Source organism: Microbispora sp. H10670 (genome assembly GCF_014161385.1).
In the GTDB taxonomy this organism is placed as follows: domain Bacteria; phylum Actinomycetota; class Actinomycetes; order Streptosporangiales; family Streptosporangiaceae; genus Microbispora; species Microbispora triticiradicis.
Genome location: NZ_JABBWW010000032.1, coordinates 1 through 18,295, shown reverse-complemented (window position 1 = coordinate 18,295; position 18,295 = coordinate 1). Strand labels below are relative to the sequence as shown.

Annotated in this window: 19 protein-coding genes and 1 pseudogene; 8 read left to right on the top strand and 12 right to left on the bottom strand. The window is 70.7% G+C overall.

Going from position 1 to position 18,295, the window contains the following annotated elements:
- Window positions 1–11: 11 nt before the first annotated feature.
- The 4 genes from HHX33_RS30375 to glnII form a co-directional block, all read right to left on the bottom strand.
- The gene (locus HHX33_RS30375) at window positions 12–773 is read right to left on the bottom strand and encodes a metal ABC transporter ATP-binding protein (RefSeq protein ID WP_111697344.1); all 762 of its coding nucleotides are present in this window, start codon (window positions 771–773) and stop codon (window positions 12–14) included.
- On the bottom strand, window positions 770–1,711 hold the full coding sequence (locus HHX33_RS30370; protein ID WP_111697345.1) for a metal ABC transporter substrate-binding protein: 942 nt from the start codon (window positions 1,709–1,711) through the stop codon (window positions 770–772). Before HHX33_RS30370 ends, HHX33_RS30375 begins: the two co-directional genes overlap by 4 nt.
- Before the next feature lie 211 nt (window positions 1,712–1,922).
- Window positions 1,923–3,029 carry a glycerophosphodiester phosphodiesterase gene (locus HHX33_RS30365; RefSeq protein ID WP_259403034.1) on the bottom strand — a complete coding sequence of 369 codons (1,107 nt, stop codon included), beginning with the start codon at window positions 3,027–3,029 and terminating at the stop codon, window positions 1,923–1,925.
- Between the two features lie 120 nt (window positions 3,030–3,149).
- The gene (glnII, locus tag HHX33_RS30360; protein ID WP_111697347.1) at window positions 3,150–4,163 is read right to left on the bottom strand and encodes a glutamine synthetase; all 1,014 of its coding nucleotides are present in this window, start codon (window positions 4,161–4,163) and stop codon (window positions 3,150–3,152) included.
- 222 nt (window positions 4,164–4,385) lie between these two features.
- Here glnII and HHX33_RS30355 point away from each other — a divergent pair, with 222 nt between their 5' ends.
- Entirely contained in the window at window positions 4,386–4,940 is a 555-nt protein-coding gene (locus HHX33_RS30355) for a hypothetical protein (protein ID WP_182877587.1), read from the top strand.
- A 48-nt stretch (window positions 4,941–4,988) separates the two neighbouring features.
- Here HHX33_RS30355 and HHX33_RS30350 read toward each other — a convergent pair whose 3' ends face one another.
- Complete coding sequence (locus tag HHX33_RS30350; protein ID WP_182877586.1) at window positions 4,989–5,777, bottom strand: DUF72 domain-containing protein; 789 nt, start codon at window positions 5,775–5,777, stop codon at window positions 4,989–4,991.
- 210 nt (window positions 5,778–5,987) lie between these two features.
- Here HHX33_RS30350 and HHX33_RS30345 point away from each other — a divergent pair, with 210 nt between their 5' ends.
- The 5 genes from HHX33_RS30345 to HHX33_RS30325 all read left to right on the top strand — a co-directional run bounded on the left by HHX33_RS30345 (window position 5,988) and on the right by HHX33_RS30325 (window position 10,986).
- Window positions 5,988–6,533: a type 1 glutamine amidotransferase domain-containing protein gene (locus HHX33_RS30345; RefSeq protein WP_182877585.1), complete on the top strand. Its 546-nt coding sequence runs from the start codon at window positions 5,988–5,990 to the stop codon at window positions 6,531–6,533.
- Window positions 6,534–6,624: 91 nt separating this feature from the next.
- Window positions 6,625–7,503 (top strand): sugar kinase, encoded by an 879-nt coding sequence (locus HHX33_RS30340; protein ID WP_182877584.1) that lies wholly within the window; start codon window positions 6,625–6,627, stop codon window positions 7,501–7,503.
- Between the two features lie 61 nt (window positions 7,504–7,564).
- Window positions 7,565–8,371 carry an SAM-dependent methyltransferase gene (locus HHX33_RS30335; protein WP_182877583.1) on the top strand — a complete coding sequence of 269 codons (807 nt, stop codon included), beginning with the start codon at window positions 7,565–7,567 and terminating at the stop codon, window positions 8,369–8,371.
- A gap of 102 nt (window positions 8,372–8,473) precedes the next feature.
- The gene (locus HHX33_RS30330) at window positions 8,474–9,391 is read left to right on the top strand and encodes a phosphotransferase (RefSeq protein ID WP_182877582.1); all 918 of its coding nucleotides are present in this window, start codon (window positions 8,474–8,476) and stop codon (window positions 9,389–9,391) included.
- Window positions 9,392–9,402: 11 nt separating this feature from the next.
- Window positions 9,403–10,986 (top strand): amino acid permease, encoded by a 1,584-nt coding sequence (locus HHX33_RS30325; protein WP_182877581.1) that lies wholly within the window; start codon window positions 9,403–9,405, stop codon window positions 10,984–10,986.
- A 52-nt stretch (window positions 10,987–11,038) separates the two neighbouring features.
- Here HHX33_RS30325 and HHX33_RS30320 read toward each other — a convergent pair whose 3' ends face one another.
- The 3 genes from HHX33_RS30320 to HHX33_RS30310 all read right to left on the bottom strand — a co-directional run bounded on the left by HHX33_RS30320 (window position 11,039) and on the right by HHX33_RS30310 (window position 12,462).
- On the bottom strand, window positions 11,039–11,503 hold the full coding sequence (locus tag HHX33_RS30320; protein ID WP_182877580.1) for a tetratricopeptide repeat protein: 465 nt from the start codon (window positions 11,501–11,503) through the stop codon (window positions 11,039–11,041).
- A gap of 35 nt (window positions 11,504–11,538) precedes the next feature.
- The gene (gene lipB, locus HHX33_RS30315; RefSeq protein WP_182877579.1) at window positions 11,539–12,177 is read right to left on the bottom strand and encodes a lipoyl(octanoyl) transferase LipB; all 639 of its coding nucleotides are present in this window, start codon (window positions 12,175–12,177) and stop codon (window positions 11,539–11,541) included.
- Between the two features lie 69 nt (window positions 12,178–12,246).
- Window positions 12,247–12,462 (bottom strand): PspC domain-containing protein, encoded by a 216-nt coding sequence (locus tag HHX33_RS30310; RefSeq protein WP_111697358.1) that lies wholly within the window; start codon window positions 12,460–12,462, stop codon window positions 12,247–12,249.
- Window positions 12,463–12,634: 172 nt separating this feature from the next.
- Between HHX33_RS30310 and HHX33_RS30305 the strand changes: the two genes are divergently transcribed.
- Both HHX33_RS30305 and rho read left to right on the top strand, forming a co-directional pair.
- Complete coding sequence (locus tag HHX33_RS30305; RefSeq protein WP_111697359.1) at window positions 12,635–13,213, top strand: hypothetical protein; 579 nt, start codon at window positions 12,635–12,637, stop codon at window positions 13,211–13,213.
- Window positions 13,214–13,531: 318 nt separating this feature from the next.
- Window positions 13,532–14,641: pseudogene (rho, locus tag HHX33_RS30300) on the top strand (transcription termination factor Rho); the annotation flags it as partial.
- Here the strand turns inward: rho and HHX33_RS30295 are convergent.
- The 4 genes from HHX33_RS30295 to deoC are packed head-to-tail and all read right to left on the bottom strand — an operon-like array spanning window position 14,638 to window position 18,111.
- A complete protein-coding gene (locus HHX33_RS30295; RefSeq protein ID WP_111697361.1) occupies window positions 14,638–15,513 on the bottom strand; it encodes an aldehyde dehydrogenase family protein in 876 nt (291 codons plus the stop codon). The pseudogene rho and the gene HHX33_RS30295 sit on opposite strands and share 4 nt — an antisense overlap.
- On the bottom strand, window positions 15,506–15,745 hold the full coding sequence (locus tag HHX33_RS30290; RefSeq protein WP_138459369.1) for a hypothetical protein: 240 nt from the start codon (window positions 15,743–15,745) through the stop codon (window positions 15,506–15,508). Before HHX33_RS30290 ends, HHX33_RS30295 begins: the two co-directional genes overlap by 8 nt.
- On the bottom strand, window positions 15,735–17,162 hold the full coding sequence (locus HHX33_RS30285; protein WP_182877577.1) for an aldehyde dehydrogenase family protein: 1,428 nt from the start codon (window positions 17,160–17,162) through the stop codon (window positions 15,735–15,737). The genes HHX33_RS30290 and HHX33_RS30285 overlap by 11 nt, the downstream gene beginning before the upstream one ends.
- A 10-nt stretch (window positions 17,163–17,172) precedes the next feature.
- Window positions 17,173–18,111, bottom strand: coding sequence for a deoxyribose-phosphate aldolase (deoC, locus tag HHX33_RS30280; RefSeq protein WP_182877576.1), 939 nt, complete (start codon window positions 18,109–18,111; stop codon window positions 17,173–17,175).
- Window positions 18,112–18,295 lie beyond the last annotated feature (184 nt).

The following is an 18,295-nucleotide window of genomic DNA, read 5'->3' as shown; positions in this document are numbered from 1 at the left end:
TCGCGCCACCCTCACGTCTGGGTCACGATCACGCGGTCGCCGCGCAGTTCGAGCGCGTGCCCGCCGTACGTCGCGCGCAGCCGCTCGGGCGTCAGCACGTCGCCGGTCGGGCCGAAGCCGAACTGGTGCCGGTTGAGCAGGCACACCTCGTCGCACGCCAGGTGCGCGATGGCGAGGTCGTGGGTGCTGACGACGACCGAGGCGCCCTGCTCCTTGAGCGAGCCGATCGCCTCCAGCAGCGCGTGCTGGCTGACCGCGTCGACGCCGTTGAACGGCTCGTCGAGCAGCAGCATCCGGGGTCCGGCGGCGATGGCCCGGGCCAGCAGCACCCGCTGGCGCTGCCCGCCCGACAGCGTGCCGAACCGGTCGCGGGCCCGCGCGGCCAGCCCGACCCGCTCCAGGGCCCCGGCCACCTCGGCCCGGTCGGCGGCGGACGGACGGCGCAGCCAGCCGATCCGGCGGTAGCGGCCCATCATCACCACCTGCTCGACCGACACCGGGAAGTCGGGGTCGAGCGTGTCGGCCTGCGGCACGTACGCGACGTCGCGGCGGGCCTGCGCCGGGGTCGTGCCCAGCACCTCGATCCGGCCGCGTACGACCGGAACCAGCCCGAGCAACGCCTTGATCAGCGTCGACTTGCCCGCGCCGTTCGGGCCGATCAGCGCCACGGCCTCGCCCTCGTGGACGACGCCGTCCAGTTCCTCCAGCACGGGGACGTCGCCGTAGGCCACGCTCGCCCGGTCGATCACCAGGGTCGGCGCGCGCTCACTCATGTGGACGTCCCCCTCAACGCGTTGACGATGGTGTCGGTATTGTGCTCCTCCATCTGGAGATAGGTAGCACCGGCCGACCCCTCGGGGCCGAGCGAGTCGCCGTACAACGCGTCCTCGCCCGCCACGACCGTCACCCCGGCCTCGCGGCCGATCGCCTCGGCGGTCTTGGGCGGCAGCGACGCCTCCGAGAAGATCGCGACCGTCCCGGTCGCCCTGATCTCGGCGACGAGATCGGACACCTGCTTGGCCGACAGTTCGGCGGAGGTGTCGAAGCTCGGGATGATCGACCCGACGAAGGTCAGCTTGTATCGGTCGAGGTAGTAGCCGAAGGCGTCGTGGTTCGTCACCAGCTTGCGCCGGTCGGCCGGGATCGAGCCGATCTTCCTGGCGATCTCGGCGTCGAGCGCGTCCAGCTTCGCGTCGTATTCCGCCAGGTTGGCCTGGTACGCCGCGGCGTCAGCCGGGTCGGCGGCGGCGAACGCCTTGCCGATCGTGGCGGCCATCGTCTTGACGTTCAGCGGGTTGTGCCAGATGTGCGGATCGCCCGCGCCCTCCTCGCCGTCACCCCCGCGAACCGGCACACCCTGCGAGGCGTCGACCACCCGGCCGTCGAAGCCGGCGGCCCGGATCGTGTCGTCGAGCCACTTCTCCAGGCCCACGCCGTTCTTCACGAGCACGTCGGCCTCCGCGATGGCCTGCATGTCCGCGGGCGACGGCTCGTAGTCGTGCGGATCGACGTTCGGCCGGAGCAGCTGGTGGACGGCGACCCGGTCACCGCCCAGGTTGCGGGCGAAGTCCGCGACCTGGGTGGTGGTCGCGACCACCTTCAGCGGCAGCGACGGGTCGTCGGGGGTCTCAGGCTCCGCGCCGCCGCACCCCGCGGCGAACAGGACGAGCAGCGCGGCGGACGACAGGGTTCGGGCAAGCGGCGAGAGCACGAGAGATCCTCAAGTCGGCGTATCAGGGGAGGCATCCCACTCAACTGTCCCGCAAATGAAAATCATTGTCAACTTAGGACATCTAGGCCGTGCTTCCCGCTCACCATCGGGGCGCTCACGTCCGCCATCTTCCTTCGTCGCTCGTTCCTCGCTCCTCAGTCCAGACCGGCGGCGCGCCCCTCCGGATCGCTCGGTGTTTCCCGCTGGACGTCTAGCGGCGGATGCGGGCGGCGAGGACGGCGCGGGCCGTGCCGGGGTTGTCGGCGAAGACGCCGTCGACGCCGAGGTCGAGCAGGCGCGACAGCCAGCCCGTCACGTCGCCGGTCGTCCGCGCGTACGCCGGGTTCGCCGGGTCCCCGAGCCGGAAGTCGGCCGGAAGCTGGGAGTTCTCGTCGCGGACCGTCCACACGTGCACGTCCAGGCCCGCCCGGTGGGCGTCGCGCACGAGCGTCGTCGGCGCGAGCAGGCGCCCGTCGGGGCCTGTGGGGACCACCCGAGAGGTCGCCGCGCCGATCCCGTCGGCGTACGTCGCGATCTCCTTGAGACCGGCGGGCGTCCCCATCCCGTCGTAGGTGAGCGGGTCGCCCGCCGCCACCCGGTCGTACGGCGCGCCGGACCCGTTGACCAGCTGGATCAGCGGCAGGCGGGTCTTTCCGCTCAGCTCGCGCAGGTTGGCCGTCTCGAACGACTGGATGAACACCGGGTCGCGCCGGTCACGCCAGCCGTGCCGGCCGAGCACCTCCAGCAGCGGCTCCTCCAGCGACAGCCCGATGGAGTCGAAGTAGGAGGGGTGCTTGGTCTCCGGGTACACGCCCACGCCGCGCCGCCGCGCCAGCTCCACGACCTCGTCGAAGGTCGGGATCTGGGCCAGGCCGTCCAGGGCCGCGTTGTCCGGGCGCAGGTCGGGGATGCGCTCGGTGGCCCGCAGCGTACGCAGTTCGGCCAGCGTGAAGTCCTCGGTGAACCAGCCGGTGACCGGCACGCCGTCGATGGTCTTGGTGGTCCGGCGGGCGGCGAACTCGGGATGGTTCTCCACGTCGGTGGTCCCCGAGATCTCGTTCTCGTGCCGGGCCACCAGGACGTGGTCCCTGGTGGAGACGAGGTCGGGCTCGATGTAGTCGGCCCCGAGCGCGATGGCCGTCTCGTACGACAGCAGTGTGTGCTCGGGCCGCAGAGCGCTGGCGCCCCGGTGCCCGATGACGACGGGCTGACGCTCCCGCCCGGCGGCGGCGGGTTCCGGCTGGTGTGACACAGCGGCCACCGTACCGGCGGCGAGGACGGACAGGACGACGACGGCGGATCTGCGGATCATGGTCATGTCCGGGACGCTAGGCGGGTCAGGCGTACCCGACGTGACCTTCGCGTGCCTTCCCCGGGAAACGCGTACGGCCCCCGGGTGACCCGGGAGCCGTACGAAGAGACGCGGTGAGACGCCGGATCAGACCTGGCCGGCCTTCTCCAGGGCCGAGCAGCAGGTGTCGGTGATCAGACGGGTGACCAGGTAGGGGTCGACGTTGGCGTTGGGGCGCCGGTCCTCGATGTACCCGCACTTGTCGACCTCGACCTGCCACGGGATGCGGACCGAGGCGCCGCGGTCGGAGACGCCGTAGCTGAACTTGTCCCACGGAGCGGTCTCGTGGTGGCCGGTCAGGCGGTCCTCGATGCCGTGGCCGTAGTGCTTGACGTGCTCCACCGCGTTGTCGGCCAGCGCCTCGCAGGCGGTGATGATCGGCTCGTAGCCCTCACGCATGGCTTTGGTGGAGAAGTTGGTGTGCGCGCCGGCGCCGTTCCAGTCGCCCTTGACCGGCTTGGGGTCGAGCGTCGCGGCGACGTCGAACTCCTCGGCGGTGCGGTAGAGCAGCCAGCGGGCGACCCACATGTGGTCGCCGACCTCCAGCGGACCCCCCGGGCCCACCTGGAACTCCCACTGGCCGGGCATGACCTCGGCGTTGATGCCGGAGATCTTCAGGCCGGCGGCGAGGCAGCGGTCGAGGTGCAGCTCGACGATGTCGCGGCCGAAGACCTCGTCGGCGCCGACGCCGCAGTAGTAGCCGCCCTGCGGGGCCGGGAAGCCGCCCAGCGGGAAGCCGAGCGGGCGGCCCTCCTTGAAGAAGGTGTACTCCTGCTCGATGCCGAACCACGGCTCCTGCGCGGCGAACCGCTCGTCCACCTCGGCGAGCGCGGCGCGGGTGTTGGTGGCGTGCGGGGTCATGTCGGTGTGCAGGACCTCGCACATGACCAGAACGTGGTCGCCGCCGCGGATCGGGTCCGGGCAGATGAAGACGGGCTTGAGCACCAGGTCGGAGGAGTGACCGGTGGCCTGGTTGGTGCTGGACCCGTCGAAGCCCCACAGCCCCGGCTCGGCGCCGTCGGCGAGGACCTTCGTCTTGGAACGGAGCTTCGCGGTCGGCTCCGTGCCGTCGATCCAGATGTACTCGGCCTTGTAGGTCACGTCGATCCCTTTCGAAGCGAGGCGGCCTGGCGTTCGTCCGCCACGCTTGAGAGTGCCGTTCTGGCATTTCGTAACCTTTGCCCGTTTGTAACCAGGGTGTTAACGCGTGTTCTTTGCTTGACAAACCGCTGCTCCGTTGTGACCGGGAGCACATGATCCGCGCCTTTGGGGGCAGACGGAGTGCGTCCACGAATCGCACACCGCACCAGGGAGTGACGGCAGATGGTCTTACTGGGCCTGCTTCTGGTCCTGATCGCGGCGGCTGCGGTGATCGAGGTGTCGGTCAACGACACCGCGAACACCCTGCCGGTCACGATCCTTGACCGCACCTTCAACCTCAGCCCGTTCGAGTTCTTCATCGCCGGCGTGGTGACCGCCGCCGTGTTCGTCGTCGGCCTGATGCTCATCACCGGCGGCCTGCGCCGCGGGGCCGTCAGGCGTCGCAAGGCGCGCGAGGCGCGCCTCGCCGAGCGGGACCGCGTCTCCCGTCTGGAGGCCGAGAAGCGCGAGCTGGAGCGCCGTCTCCAGTCGTCTCCGGCGACCACCCCCGCCACCGAGACCGAGGCCGAGGCCGAGCGGGACGGCGTGGCTCCGGTGACCGCGGCCTACCCCAAGGTCGACCGGGACCGGGACGGCGTCGACGACAGGGCCGAGAACCGGGCCGCCGAGCGGGCCGAGCGGGACACCGCACCGCACCGCCTCTCCGTGCCCCGGCAGTCGTCGCCGGACCAGCTGGTCGCGGGTGGCAGGCACGCGGCCGACGACCGGCACGCCTGACCGGCGTGTCCGGGCGGCGGCGGCCCGCCCCCTCAGCGGGCGACACACCTATGAGGGGGCGGGCTGCAGCCGGTGGGCCTCGCCGCCCAGACCCGCGGGAGGCCGCACCCTGGTCACCTCCCGCCCCCGCGCGCACACGATCTCCGCGAAGGTGACGGCGTTGCGTACGGCGGCTCCGCCCGGGTCGTTGTTGAAGTAGACGTAGGCGTCCGGCACATCGCCCAGCCGGTCGGCCCAGCTGCGCAGCGCGCGCCGCCCGTACGCCGGCCAGGGGTCGGCCCGGCCCTCGTGGAAGCGCAGGTAGACCCAGCTCGTGGTGCGCCACAGGGGCCCCGCAGGCCGTCCGAGCCGGTCGGCCCAGCACAGGGCGGCCCCGAACTCCGTCAGCAGATCGCGGATCTCGGCCGTCCACCACGAGGCGTGCCGCGGCTCGACCGCGACCCGCACCGAGGACGGGAACCGGGCCAGGCAGGCCCGCAGCCGTACGGCGTCGGCCTGCAGGGTCGGCGGCAACTGGAGCAGGATGGGCCCCAGCTTGGGGCCGAGGCCCTCGGCCACGCCCATCAGCCGGTCCACCGGCTCCTCCGGGTCCTTCAGCCGCTTGATGTGGGTGAGGAAGCGGCTGGCCTTGACCGCCATGACGAAGTCCGGCGGGGTGCGCTCCCGCCACGACTCGAACGTCTCCCGCTTCGGCAGCCGGTAGAAGGCGTTGTTGTTCTCGACCGTGGCGAAGATCGCGCCGTACCTTTCCAGCCACAGCCGCTGCGGCACTCCCCGGTAGACGAGATCGCGCCAGTCGGCGTACTGCCATCCCGATGTCCCCACCAGCACGGGCATGTCCGCTTCCTACCCCGCGAACGGCATAGATCGCGGATCGCCGGGCACGCGTAGCCAAAAACAAGCAAAACGCGAGCGAAGCGGGAAACACCGAGCGAGCCGGAGGGGCGCGCCGCCGATCTGGACCGAGGAGCGAGGGACGAGCGACGAGGGAAGACGGCGGATGTGAGCGCCCCGCCGAGCGAAGCGGAAACACAGAGAGGAAGCACGATGATTCAGGGCAAGACGATCGCATTCCTCGTCGCCCCCGAGGGGATCGAGCAGGTCGAGCTCACCGAGCCGTGGAAGGCCGTCGAGCAGGCGGGCGGCACGCCGAAACTGATCTCCACCCAGCAGGGCCGGGTGCAGGCCTTCAACCACCTCGACAAGGCCGACACGTTCCCCGTGGACGCCGTGGCGGGAGACGTCGCCGCGTCGGACTTCGACGGGCTGGTCCTCCCCGGCGGAGTGGCCAACCCCGACTTCCTGCGGACGAAGCCGGAGGCCGTACGGTTCGTCAAGGAGTTCTTCGACGCGGGCAAGCCGGTCGCGGCCATCTGCCACGCGCCGTGGGCGCTGGTGGAGGCCGACGTGGTGCGCGAGCGCACGCTCACCTCGTGGCCGAGCCTGCGGACCGACCTGCGCAACGCCGGGGCGACCTGGGTGGACAAGGAGGTCGTGGTCTGCACCGGAGGCCCGAACACGCTGGTGACCAGCCGCAAGCCGGACGACCTCAAGGCGTTCTGCCAGGCCGCCGTGGACGCGTTCGGCGGCTGAGCCCCCGCGCGGCGCGGGATCGTTCCAGAGCCCTTTCCGAGCGGATCACGGTCTGCCATGCTTTTCCGGTGCTACCCCCTGGACGCAGTGCATGACCGAGGTATTCACGCTCGGAGAGGCGTTGGCCGTCGTCTCGGCCGACCGGCTCCGGCATGACGCGAGCACCCGCCTCGACGTGGAGGGACCCGAGCTGACGACGGCGGTCGGCCTGGCCCGGCTCGACCACTCGGTGAGCTGGCTGGGCCGGGTCAGCGCCGACGAACTGGGCGTCCGCACGATGACCGTCCTGCGCGGCGAGGGCGTGGACGTCTCGTCCGTACGGGTCGATCCGACGGCGTCCACCGGTCTCGTCGTCCGCCAGCGGCGCATCGGCCGGTCGTCGCACGCGGCGTACTACCGCGGCGGCTCGGCGGGATCCCGCCTGACGACCGGGGACGTGCCCGGCGAGGCCGTCCAGTCCGCCCGGATCCTCCATGTCACCGGCGTCACCGTCGGGCTGAGCGGCTACGCCTACAGCGCCGTCCACCACGCGGCGAAGCTCGCCAAGGACGCCGGCGTGCTCGTCTCCGTCGACGTCAACCACCGCCCGCACCTGTGGGACAGCGTGGAGGAGGCACGGCAGGGCCTGACCGAGCTGGCCGCCTGCGCCGACGTGCTCTTCGCGACCCAGGACGAGCTCGGGCTCGTGGAACCGGTGCTCGCGTCGATCCCCGAGCTGGTCGTGACCCGGGGCGCCAAGGGCGCCAGCGCCACCGTGGAGGGCCTGCGTTACGACACCCAGGCCGCCCCCGTGACGTCCGTCGACCCCTCCGAGGTCGGCGGCGCGTTCGTGGCGGGCTATCTCAGCGCGATCCTCGACGGGCTCCACCCCTCGGACCGGCTCAAACGCGGCATCTCCGTGGCCGCCTTCTCCGTGGCCAGCCCGAGCTCGTGGCAGGGCCTCCCGACCCGCGGCGAGCTTCCGCCGTAAGTGTCCGCGATATCCCGATCAAGACCGGTACCATCCTTGCTGTACGACGAGGAGGGGTGCCGTGGACGAGCAGAGGGCACCGGCGGGCGTTGATCCGTTCGCACCCAGCGTCGCCCGGATGTACGACTACTACCTGGGCGGCAAGGACAACTTCGCGGTGGACCGCGAGGCCGCCCAGAAGATCATCGAGATCCTGCCCAACCTTCCGGACATCGCCCGGGAGAACCGGCAGTTCCTGATCCGGACCGTCACCCACCTCGCGCGGCAGGGCATCCGGCAGTTCCTCGACATCGGCGCCGGGCTTCCCACGCAGCGCAACGTCCACCAGGTCGCCCAGGAGCTGGCCCCGGAGTCGCGCGTCGTCTACGTGGACAACGACCCCATCGTCCTGGTCCACGCCCGGGCGCTCCTCGCCGAGAACGAGCGGGTGATCGCGGTCGGCGCGGACATGCGCGACGCCGAGGCGCTCGTGGACCGTCCGGAGGTCCGCGCGCACCTCGACTTCTCCCAGCCGGTCGCCGTCCTCCTGCTCGGGGTGCTGCACTTCGTCCCCGACGACGAGGAGGCCCTGAAGATCGTCACAGCGCTCCGGGCCCCGCTGGCGCCGGGCGGCTACCTGGTGGTCTCGCACGGCTCGCTCGGCGAACTGAGCGAGGACCAGGAGGAGGAGGGCCGCAAGGTCTTCAGCCGCACCTCGGTCCCCGGCACCACCTCCCGGTCGCGGGAGCAGATCCTCGCCTTCTTCGACGGACTCGACCTGGTCGAGCCGGGAGTGGTGCCGCTGCAGGAGTGGCGGCCCGACGCCGACTACGTCTCCGTACGGGAGGGCAAGGCCGGCGCGCTCGGCGGCGTGGGCCGCGTGCGCTGACCCTCGTCAGGGACGCGGGACGTTGCGACATTGGTACCGTCCCGTAACACCCCGCCCGGAGAATCGAAGCAATGGTCTGAAGGCAGACCAAAGGAGCCGGGCATGCCAGATCCCGTCGGTGACGTGCGGGATGTCGTCGCGGGCTGGGCCGGACGGCCGCTGACGTTCACCAGGATCACGGGCGGGCTCAGCCACCACGTCGCCAGGATCGACAGCGCGGACGGCGAGCGCTGGATCCTGCGGGTGCTCGACCCGCGCATCACCGAGGCCGGTCTCGGCATCCCGCTGGACCAGGAGATCGCCAACACGGTCGCCGCGGCGGCGGCCGGAGTCGGCCCCCGGGTCGTGCACGTGCTGCCGGGGGCCCTCGTGCTGGAGTACGTCGAGGGCGTCACGCTCGACGTCCCGGCCGTGGCGGCGCGGATCGAGGAGGTGGCGGCCGCCTGCCGCCGCCTGCACGCCGGGCCCCGGTTCGGCAACGACTTCTCCATCTTCCGCACGCTCCGGGACTACCTGGCCCGGTGCCGGGCCCACGACCTGGCCCTGCCCGCCGGGTTCGAGGACGTGCTGCCTCTGGCGTACGAGGTCGAGGCGGCGCTGGCCCGCCGCCCGCTGCCGTCCGTCCCCTGCCACAACGACCTGATCTGCGGCAACCTCATCGCCACCGGTGACGGCGTCCGCATCGTGGACTACCAGCTGTCCGGCAACAACGACCCCTGCTTCGAGCTGGGCGACATCGCCGCCGAGGCCGGTTTCGACCCCGGCCAGGTCGTACGGCTGACGCGGGCCTACTTCGGCGACGACGAGCACGTCCCCCGCGTGCGGCTGAACCTGATCATGGCCAACCTCACCTGGACCCTCTGGTTCGTCGTCCACCAGGGGCTGGTCCGCTCCGGGGCCATGCCCGGATTCGACTACTCCGCCGAGGCCGCCGGCAAGTTCACCCAAGCCGTACGCGACCTCGGGGATCCCAGCTTCGGACGCCTGCTCGACGGCGTCCGGAAACCCCGCACCGGTTAGAGGAGGCCTCAGTGGCGCAAGCCCTCGACGACGACGCCAAACGACTGGCGGAACTCGGCTACAAGCAGGAACTGGCCCGCACGTGGAGCGGGTTCTCCAACTTCGCGATCTCCTTCTCCATCATCTCGATCCTGGCCGGCTGTTTCACCACCTTCAGCCAGGCCTGGAACAACGGCGGGCCCCTGGCGATCTCCGTCGGCTGGCCGCTGATCTCGGCGTTCATCCTGATCATCGGGTTCTGCATGGCGGAGCTGGTCTCCGCCTACCCCACGGCGGGCGGCATCTACTGGTGGGCCGCCAAGCTGGGCAGGCCGGTCCACGGCTGGTTCACCGGCTGGCTGAACCTGATCGGGCTGATCGCGGTCACGGCGTCGGTCGACTACGGCTGCGCGACGTTCCTCAACATCGTGGTCGGCCGGTTCAGCGACTCCTGGGCGAACGGCAACGCGCTGCACCAGACCTTCCTGCTGTTCGCGATCGTCCTGGTGCTGCACGCGCTGATCAACATCTTCAGCCACCGCCTGATCTCGCTGCTGCAGAACATCTCGGTGTGGTGGCACGTGTTCGGCGCGGCGGCCGTCGTGCTGATCCTGGTCTTCGGCCCGTCGAAGCACCAGAGCGTGGGCTTCCTGTTCGAGACGTTCAACCACTCCGGCTTCGGCGGCGGCGACTCCGGGCCCGCCTTCTGGCTGTACGTGCTGCCGCTGGGCTTCCTGCTCACGCAGTACACGATCACCGGCTTCGACGCCTGCGCGCACGTGTCGGAGGAGACGCACGGCGCGGCCCGCGCCGCGGCCAAGGGTCTCTGGCAGTCGATCTTCTACTCGGCGATCGGCGGCTGGATCCTGCTGCTGGCGTTCCTGTTCGCCGCCACGAACGTGGACGCCGTCAACGCCGAGGGCGGCTTCGTCGGGGCGATCTTCACCTCGTCGCTGTCGTCCACCCTCGCCACCGTCGTCTTCGGCATCTCCACGATCGGGCAGTTCTTCTGCGGGATGAGCTGCGTGACGTCGATGTCCCGGATGACGTACGCCTTCTCCCGGGACGGCGCGGTGCCGGGCTGGCGGCTGTGGTCGAAGGTGGACCGCAACCGCACGCCGGTGAACGCGATCGTCGGCGGCTGCGCCGTCGCGCTGCTGATCACGCTGCCCGCGTTGTACGCCCCCGAGGGCTCCGCGACGCCGGTGGCGTTCCTGGCGGTGGTGTCCATCGCGGTCATCGGGCTCTACCTCGCGTTCCTCATCCCGATCTGGCTGCGGCTGCGCGCCGGCGACTCCTTCCAGACCGGCCCGTGGACGCTGGGCCGCAAGTACCGGGCACTCTGCTGGATCGCCGTCATCGAGATCGCGATCATCTCGGTCTACTTCGTCCTGCCCATCTCACCCGCGGGCGTGCCCGGCGACCCCGGCTTCACCTGGACGTCGGTCAACTACGCCCCCATCGCCGTGGGCGCCGTGCTCATCGGCATCGCCCTGTGGTGGCGCCTGTCGGCCAGGCACTGGTTCACCGGCCCCCGCCGCACCGTCGACACCGTGGACGGCGTGGACGGCATGGACGGTGTCGGCGGCGTGGACGAACCCGAGCCCGTCGCGTAACCCGGCGAACCCTCCGTGCGGCCCGCCCCGGGGCGGGCCGTACGGGACGTGGTCAGGTGGCCTCACCCAGCTGTTCGGCCAGTCGCTCCAGACCGCCCCTGATGAGCCGCCCATACCCGTCGTCGCCAAGCGCGCCGATCTCCGCCCGCGCCTGCCGGAGGTGCTCACGAGCGCGATCGAGATCGCCCAGCTTGCGGTAACAATCGGCCAGGTTCAGGTGCAGCGACGGATACAGGCCCGCCACCGAAAGCGGCACCCCGGCCTCGGCCACCCGCTCGTCGGTGACGAGATCGGCGGCGGCGAGCGCCCGCAGATCCCACATCAGCTCCTGATGGACGTCGTCCTGCACGTCGGCCATCGAGTGGGCGAGGACGCAGACATGCAGCGGGTCGCCCTGCTCACCGCCGATGTCATCCCAGATCCGCGCGAACAGGTCGCGAGCGGCTTCACGCTGACCCTGACCGTGATGCAACTCCACCGCCTGGCCGATGCGGGCCATCGTCGGGTCGGCGGCCATGAGCCACTCCTTCACACCCAATCCGGACTCGGAGCTCAGGAGGACTCGAAGGCGGTGGCGACGGCTCGGCGGGTCTCCTCCATGGAGGCCCGGCCGAGCTCATGGGCGATCGACGTCATCTCCACGTCCGGCATCCCGCAGGGAATCGCGAGGTTCCACGGCGTGAGGTCGCCCTCCACATTGAGGGCGAAGCCGTGGCTCGTGACCGACCGGCTCGCCCGCATGCCGATGGACACGATCTTGCGGCCGGTGTCCCTGGTCCACACGCCGGTCAGCAGCTCCGACCCCGGCGGGGTGTCGCGCCGCTCGGCGGGGACGCCGAGCGCGGCCAGCGCCTCCACCAGGCGCAGCTCGACCTCGCGGATGTAGTCGACCACGCCCTCGCCGGTGCCCAGCTTCACGACGAGGTAGCCCACGAGCTGTCCGGGGCCGTGGTAGGTGAGCTGACCGCCGCGGCCGGTCGGCACCACGGGGATGCCGGCGGCCGGGTCGGGCAGATGGGACTCCAGGGTGCGCTTCCCGATGGTGAAGACCGGCGGATGACTCAGCAGCCACAGTGTGTCGGGCCGCGCGTCGTCCTGCCGTTCCTCGACCAGGGCGGCCATGCGTTCCATGGCCTTCTCGTAGTCGACCAGGTCGTCCTGGATCAGCGTCAGGGGCCGTCGCCGCATCATCGCTCACCTCTCCCGATGTGAGCATATTCCGATGTGGACCATAGACGCGCCAGAGCGGCCCCGCGCCGCCTACCTGCGGTCGTACGAGTAGTCGTAGGCCGCTGTGGACGCGGCCGGGGCCTTGGGGAAGATCACCCACATGATGATGTAGGCCACGAACTGGGGGCCGGGCAGGAGGCAGGACAACAGGAACAACACGCGGATGACGGTCGGCGAGGTGCCCCACCGCTCCGCGAGCCCGCCGCAGACGCCGGCGATCATCTTGTGCTGTCTCGATCGGTACATCGTCGGTTCCTTTCGTCATCCGATACAACGGACCGTTCGACACGTCACGTTCCGCGAGGAACCCTGATAAAACCCTGACCCTCCCTGATTCGGCGATTCAGGGCTCCGGGCCGGTGATCTTCTCGTGGAAGGGGGCATATACGGAGCCAAAAGACCGTCGTGGGAGTTACACATGGATATAGCGACTCTGCAGGGGCAGACCCGGCTGTACCTGCGGCAGAAGATCACCATGATGGTGAACAGGTACGTCGTCCATGTGGCCGGTCCCGGCGGTTCCGAGGGCGAGCTGGTGGGCTTCGCCGAGCAGAAGCGGATGGCGCTCAAGGAGCAGGTGACGCTCTACACCGACGAGTCGCGGGAGACGGTCCTCGCCGGTTTCAAGGCGCGCAAGGTGCTCGACATCGCCGGGGAGTACGACGTCGTGGACCACGCCGGAACGTCTATCGGCACCTTCCGCAAGAACTTCGGCCAGTCGCTGCTCCGCTCGACCTGGCATCTCCAGCAGCCGGGTCTGCCGACGCTGACCGGCCACGAGCGGAACCTCGTGGTCGCGCTGCTGCGCCGGTTCGCCGACTCACTGGAGTGGCTGCCGTACCACTTCGACTTCAGCATCGGCGCCTCGATCGCGTTCTCGGTCGACCGCCGCTGGGGCCTGCGCGACCGGTATGCCATCGAGATCCACGACCCGCGCCTCGACCGCCGCCTGGTCATCGCCATGGCCGTGGCCCTCGACGCGCTCCAGGCAAGGTGAGGGAATCACCGGAACGGCCGCGACTGTTATAGTCGGCGGTAGCCGTATGGTTCTGGCTCCGTTCGAGCCCATACGCGCACCGCATATCTTCCGTCGGCGACCAGCCGACACGAGACCTCCCGCGCGATCCGTGATCTTGCGATCCGTGATCTGACGGGTGCGATCCTGTCCGTTCTTCGGAGCGCGGCGTCCCACGATCCGCTTCCAGCGGAGAACCCCATTGCGTGCGTGTGAGTCCCAAGGGGGACCCCGCACATTCCCGGACCGAGGAGTCCTATGACCACCACCACTCTCACCGTTCCCAAGCCGCGCTCCTCCCGCCCGCGGCGGGCCCCGGCCGCCGCCTCCGCGACCGTGGCCACCGAGGTCGGCGGTCTTCTCGACTTCGCCGGCCGGAACGCGGTGATCCGCTCCCGCGGCTACCTGCCCGGGCCGAAGGACGTGGCCGTCCCCGCCGCGCTCGTGGCGCGGTACGGCCTGCGCCGCGGCGACCTGGTCAGGGGCGCCGGGGAGAACGGCCGACTCGCCTCCGTCGTCTCGCTGAACGGCGCCCCCGTCGACACCGGTGAGGCCAGGCCCGACTTCGCCGACCTCGTGCCGATCCATCCCGACGAGCGGCTGCGCCTGGAGACGGCTCCGAACGTCCTGGCCACCCGCGTCATCGACCTGTTCGCCCCGGTCGGCAAGGGGCAGCGCGGCCTGATCGTCGCCCCGCCGAAGGCCGGCAAGACGATGTTCCTCAAGGCCGTCGCGAACGCGATCACGGCAAACCACCCCGAGTGCCACCTCATCGTCGTCCTGGTGGACGAGCGGCCCGAGGAGGTCACCGACATGCGCGAGTCGGTCCGGGCCGAGGTGGTCGCCTCGACCTTCGACCGCCCGCCGCAGGACCACATCGCGGCGGCCGAGCTGGCCGTCGAGCGGGCCAAGCGGCTGGTGGAGACCGGCCGGGACGTGGTCGTGCTCATGGACTCGATCACCCGCCTCGGCCGGGCGTACAACATGGCCGCGCCGAGCGGCGGGCGGGTGCTGACCGGCGGCATGGACGCGCGGGCCCTGCACCAGCCCAAGAAGGTGCTCGGCGCCGCCCGCAACATCGCCGGCGGCGGCTCGCTGACGATCCTCGCGACCGCGCTGGTCGAGACCGGCTCGAAGATGGACGACAACCTCTTCGAGGAGTTCAAGAGCACCGGCAACATGGAGCTCAAGCTGAGCCGGAGCCTCGCCGACCGCCGCGTCTTCCCCGCCGTCGACGTCGTCGCGTCCGGCACCCGCCGGGAGGAGCTGCTGCTCCACGCCGCCGAACTGCCGCTGATCTGGCGGCTGCGGCGGGCGTTGCAGGACCAGGAGTCGTTCGAGCGCTTCCTCGGCTCGCTGAAGAACACCGGCTCGAACGCCGAACTCCTCCTGGCCCTGGCGAAGAACTAGACCCCGATGGGGTGCCAGACGGTCTTGGTCTCCAGGAACGCCGTCATCCGCTCGATGCCGGGGTCGGCGAGCCAGTCCACGCGGCCGGCCGGGGGCCGGAGCACCCGCTTGAGGTTCTCGGCGGCGAGTTCCTCGCAGGTGACGGCCAGATCGGGGTCCGCGCCCGTCAGGTCGATGCCGTTGACGTCCATGTGGCCCGCGAGCCAGGGAGCGATCTCGGCGGACGAGCCGGTGAGGATGTTCACCACCCCGCCGGGAAGGTCGGAGGTCGCCAGCACCTCGGCCAGCGTGATCGCCGGGAGCGGCGCCCGCTCGGAGGCCGCGACCACGCACGTGTTCCCGGTCACGATCACCGGCGCGATCACGCTGACCAGGCCCAGCAGCGGGCCCATCGGCGGGGCGACCACGGCCACCACGCCGGTCGGCTCCGGGCTCGACAGGTTGAAGTACGGCCCGGCGACGGGGTTGGCCGACCCCAGGACCGCCCCGATCTTGTCGGACCAGCCCGCGTACCAGACCAGCCGGTCGACCGCCGCGTCCACCAGTTCGCCGGCTTTCTTCGCGGAGACGCCGTCGGCGTCGACGACCTCGGCGACGAACTGCGCGCGCCGGCCCTCCAGCATCTCGGCGATCCGGTACAGGATCTGGCCCCTGTTGTACGCCGTGGCGCCCGACCACCCGGAGAACGCCTTCCGGGCGGCCGATACGGCGTCCCTGGCGTCCTTGCGCGAGGCCCTGGCGGCGTTCGCGAGGAAGTCTCCCTTGGAGGAGGTCACGGCATACGACCTTCCGCTCTCCGAACGCGGGAACGCGCCGCCGACGAACAGCTTGTACGTCTTGCGCACGGCCAGCCGCGCGGCCTGCTCACTCATCGAAGGTTCCAATCTCGAGCGGACGGGCGGGCTGGTAGGTCTGGCCGCACCGGCACACGCCGCCGCGGTGCGCGAACCACCCGTGCCGTACGGCGAAGCGGCGGGAGCGGCGGGCCCGGGAGAAGCCCTCTCCGGCTCCCGCGTCGGCCCGGCGGGCCAGGCGGCCGCGGCGTCCGTCGTCGCAGCGGGCGTGCGGCCGGGCCGCGTGACGGTCACATCGGTCATACCGCAAGGTAGGCCTCCAGACCGTGCCGCCCGCCCTCGCGGCCGTACCCCGACTCCTTGAAGCCGCCGAACGGCGAGGCGGGGTCGAACCGGTTGAACGTGTTGGACCAGACGACGCCCGCCCGCAGCCGGGACGCCATCCACAGCATGAGCGAGCCCTTCTCGGTCCACACGCCCGCCGACAGCCCGTACGGCGTGTTGTTGGCCTTCTCCACCGCCTCGGCGGGCGTGCGGAACGTCAGCACCGACAGCACCGGCCCGAAGATCTCCTCGCGGGCGATCCGGTGCGACTGGGCGACGCCGGTGAACAGGGTGGGCGGGAACCAGTACCCGCGGTCGGGGATCGGGCAGGCGGGCGACCAGCGCTCGGCGCCCTCCGCCTCCCCGGCCTCCGACAGCTCGCGGATCTTCGCGAGCTGCTCGGCCGAGTTGATCGCGCCGATGTCGGTGTTCTTGTCCAGCGGGTCGCCGAGCCTGAGCGTGCCGAGACGCCGCTTGAGCGCCTCCAGCAGGTCGGCGGCGACCGACTCCTGCACCAGCAGCCGCGACCCGGCGCAGCACACGTGGCCCTGGTTGAAGAAGATGCCGTTGACGACGCCCTCGACGGCCTGGTCGATCGGGGCGTCCTCGAACACGATGTTGGCGGCCTTGCCGCCGAGTTCCAGCGTGAGCTTCTTGCGGGTGCCCGCGAGGCTCCTCGCGATGTGGCGGCCGACCTCGGTGGAGCCGGTGAAGGCGACCTTGTCCACGCCGGGGTGGGCGACGAGCGCGGCGCCCGTCTCGCCCGCGCCGGTGACGATGTTGACGACCCCCGGCGGCAGGTCGGCCTGCCGGCAGATCTCGGCGAAGGCGAGCGCGGTCAGCGGCGTGGTCTCGGCGGGCTTGAGCACGACCGTGTTGCCGCAGGCCAGCGCGGGCGCGATCTTCCAGGCCAGCATGAGCAGCGGGAAGTTCCACGGGATGACCTGCCCGGCCACCCCCAGCGGCCGGGGGTTCTCACCGAACCCGGCGTACGACAGCTTGTCGGCCCAGCCGGCGTAGTAGAAGAAGTGGGCGGCGACCAGCGGGAGGTCCACGTCGCGCGACTCGCGGATCGGCTTGCCGTTGTCGAGCGTCTCCAGCACGGCCAGCTCACGCGACCGCTCCTGGATGATCCGGGCGATCCGGAACAGGTACTTGGCCCGCTCGGCGCCCGGCATGCCCGACCAGAGGGGGAAGGCCTTGGCGGCGGCCCCCACGGCGCGGTCGACGTCGGCCTCCCCCGCCCACGCGACCTCCGCGAGCACCTCCTCGGTGGCCGGGTTGACGGTCTTGTGCCGCTCCTCGCCCTGCGGCTCGACCCACTCGCCGTTGATGAAAAGGCCGTACGACGGCCGGATGTCGACGATGTCCCGCGACTCGGGCGCGGGTGCGTATTCGAACATGACTCAGCCCTCAGTCGAGCGTGAAGTAGTCGGGACCCGCGTACCGGCCGGTGGCCATCTTCTGCCGCTGCATGAGCAGGTCGTTCAGCAGCGAGGAGGCGCCCAGGCGGAACCAGTCGGGGTGCAGCCAGTCGGGCCCCGCGGTCTCGTTCACGAGCACCAGATACTTGATCGCGTCCTTGGTGGTGCGGATGCCGCCCGCGGGCTTCACGCCCACCTGACGGCCGGTCGCGGCGCGGAAGTCGCGCACGGCCTCCAGCATCACGAGCGTCACCGGGAGGGTCGCGGCCGGCGACACCTTGCCGGTCGAGGTCTTGACGAAGTCCGCTCCGGCGATCATCGCCAGCCAGGAGGCCCGCCGCACGTTGTCGTACGTCGCGAGCTCCCCGGTCTCCAGGATCACCTTCAGATGACTGTCGGCACATGCCTCCTTCGTCGCGACGATCTCCTCGTACACCTTGAGGTAGTCGCCGGCGAGGAACGCGCCGCGGTCGATGACCATGTCGATCTCGGACGCGCCCGCGGCCACCGCGAGGGAGGTCTCGGTGACCTTGACCTCCAGGGAGGACCGTCCGCTGGGGAACGACGTGGCGACCGACGCCACCTTCACCCCCGAACCCGCGAGGGCGGTCACGGCGGTCGCGACCAGGTCGGGATAGACGCAGACCGCGGCGACCGGCGGCACGGAGGCGTCGGCGGGGTCGGGCCGGACGGCCTTGGCGCACATCGCCCTGACCTTGCCGGGGGTGTCGGCGCCTTCCAGGGTCGTCAGGTCGACCATTCCGATGGCCATGTCGACGGCCTGTTTCTTGGCGGTCGTCTTGATGGATCGCGTGCCCAGCATCGCGGCGCGGGCGTCCGCGCCGACCCGGTCGACCCCGGGAAGGCCGTGCAGGAACGCCCGCAGCGTCGAATTTGAGGAGGCGACCTCCGCGAGCGGAGTAGTCATAGTTGGCACGGAACCAGCATCGCCGACCACGGCGAATGATTCCAAACCCGGGGACCCTGAACCGCGCCGAGTTTCGTGGAGGCCGGGTTAGCTGGCTGGGGTGAGGATAGCCGGGTCGGTTTGTGTTTGGTAGTGGGTCTCGAATTCGGCTGGTGGGAGGTCGTTGCAGGCGCTGTGGAGGCGC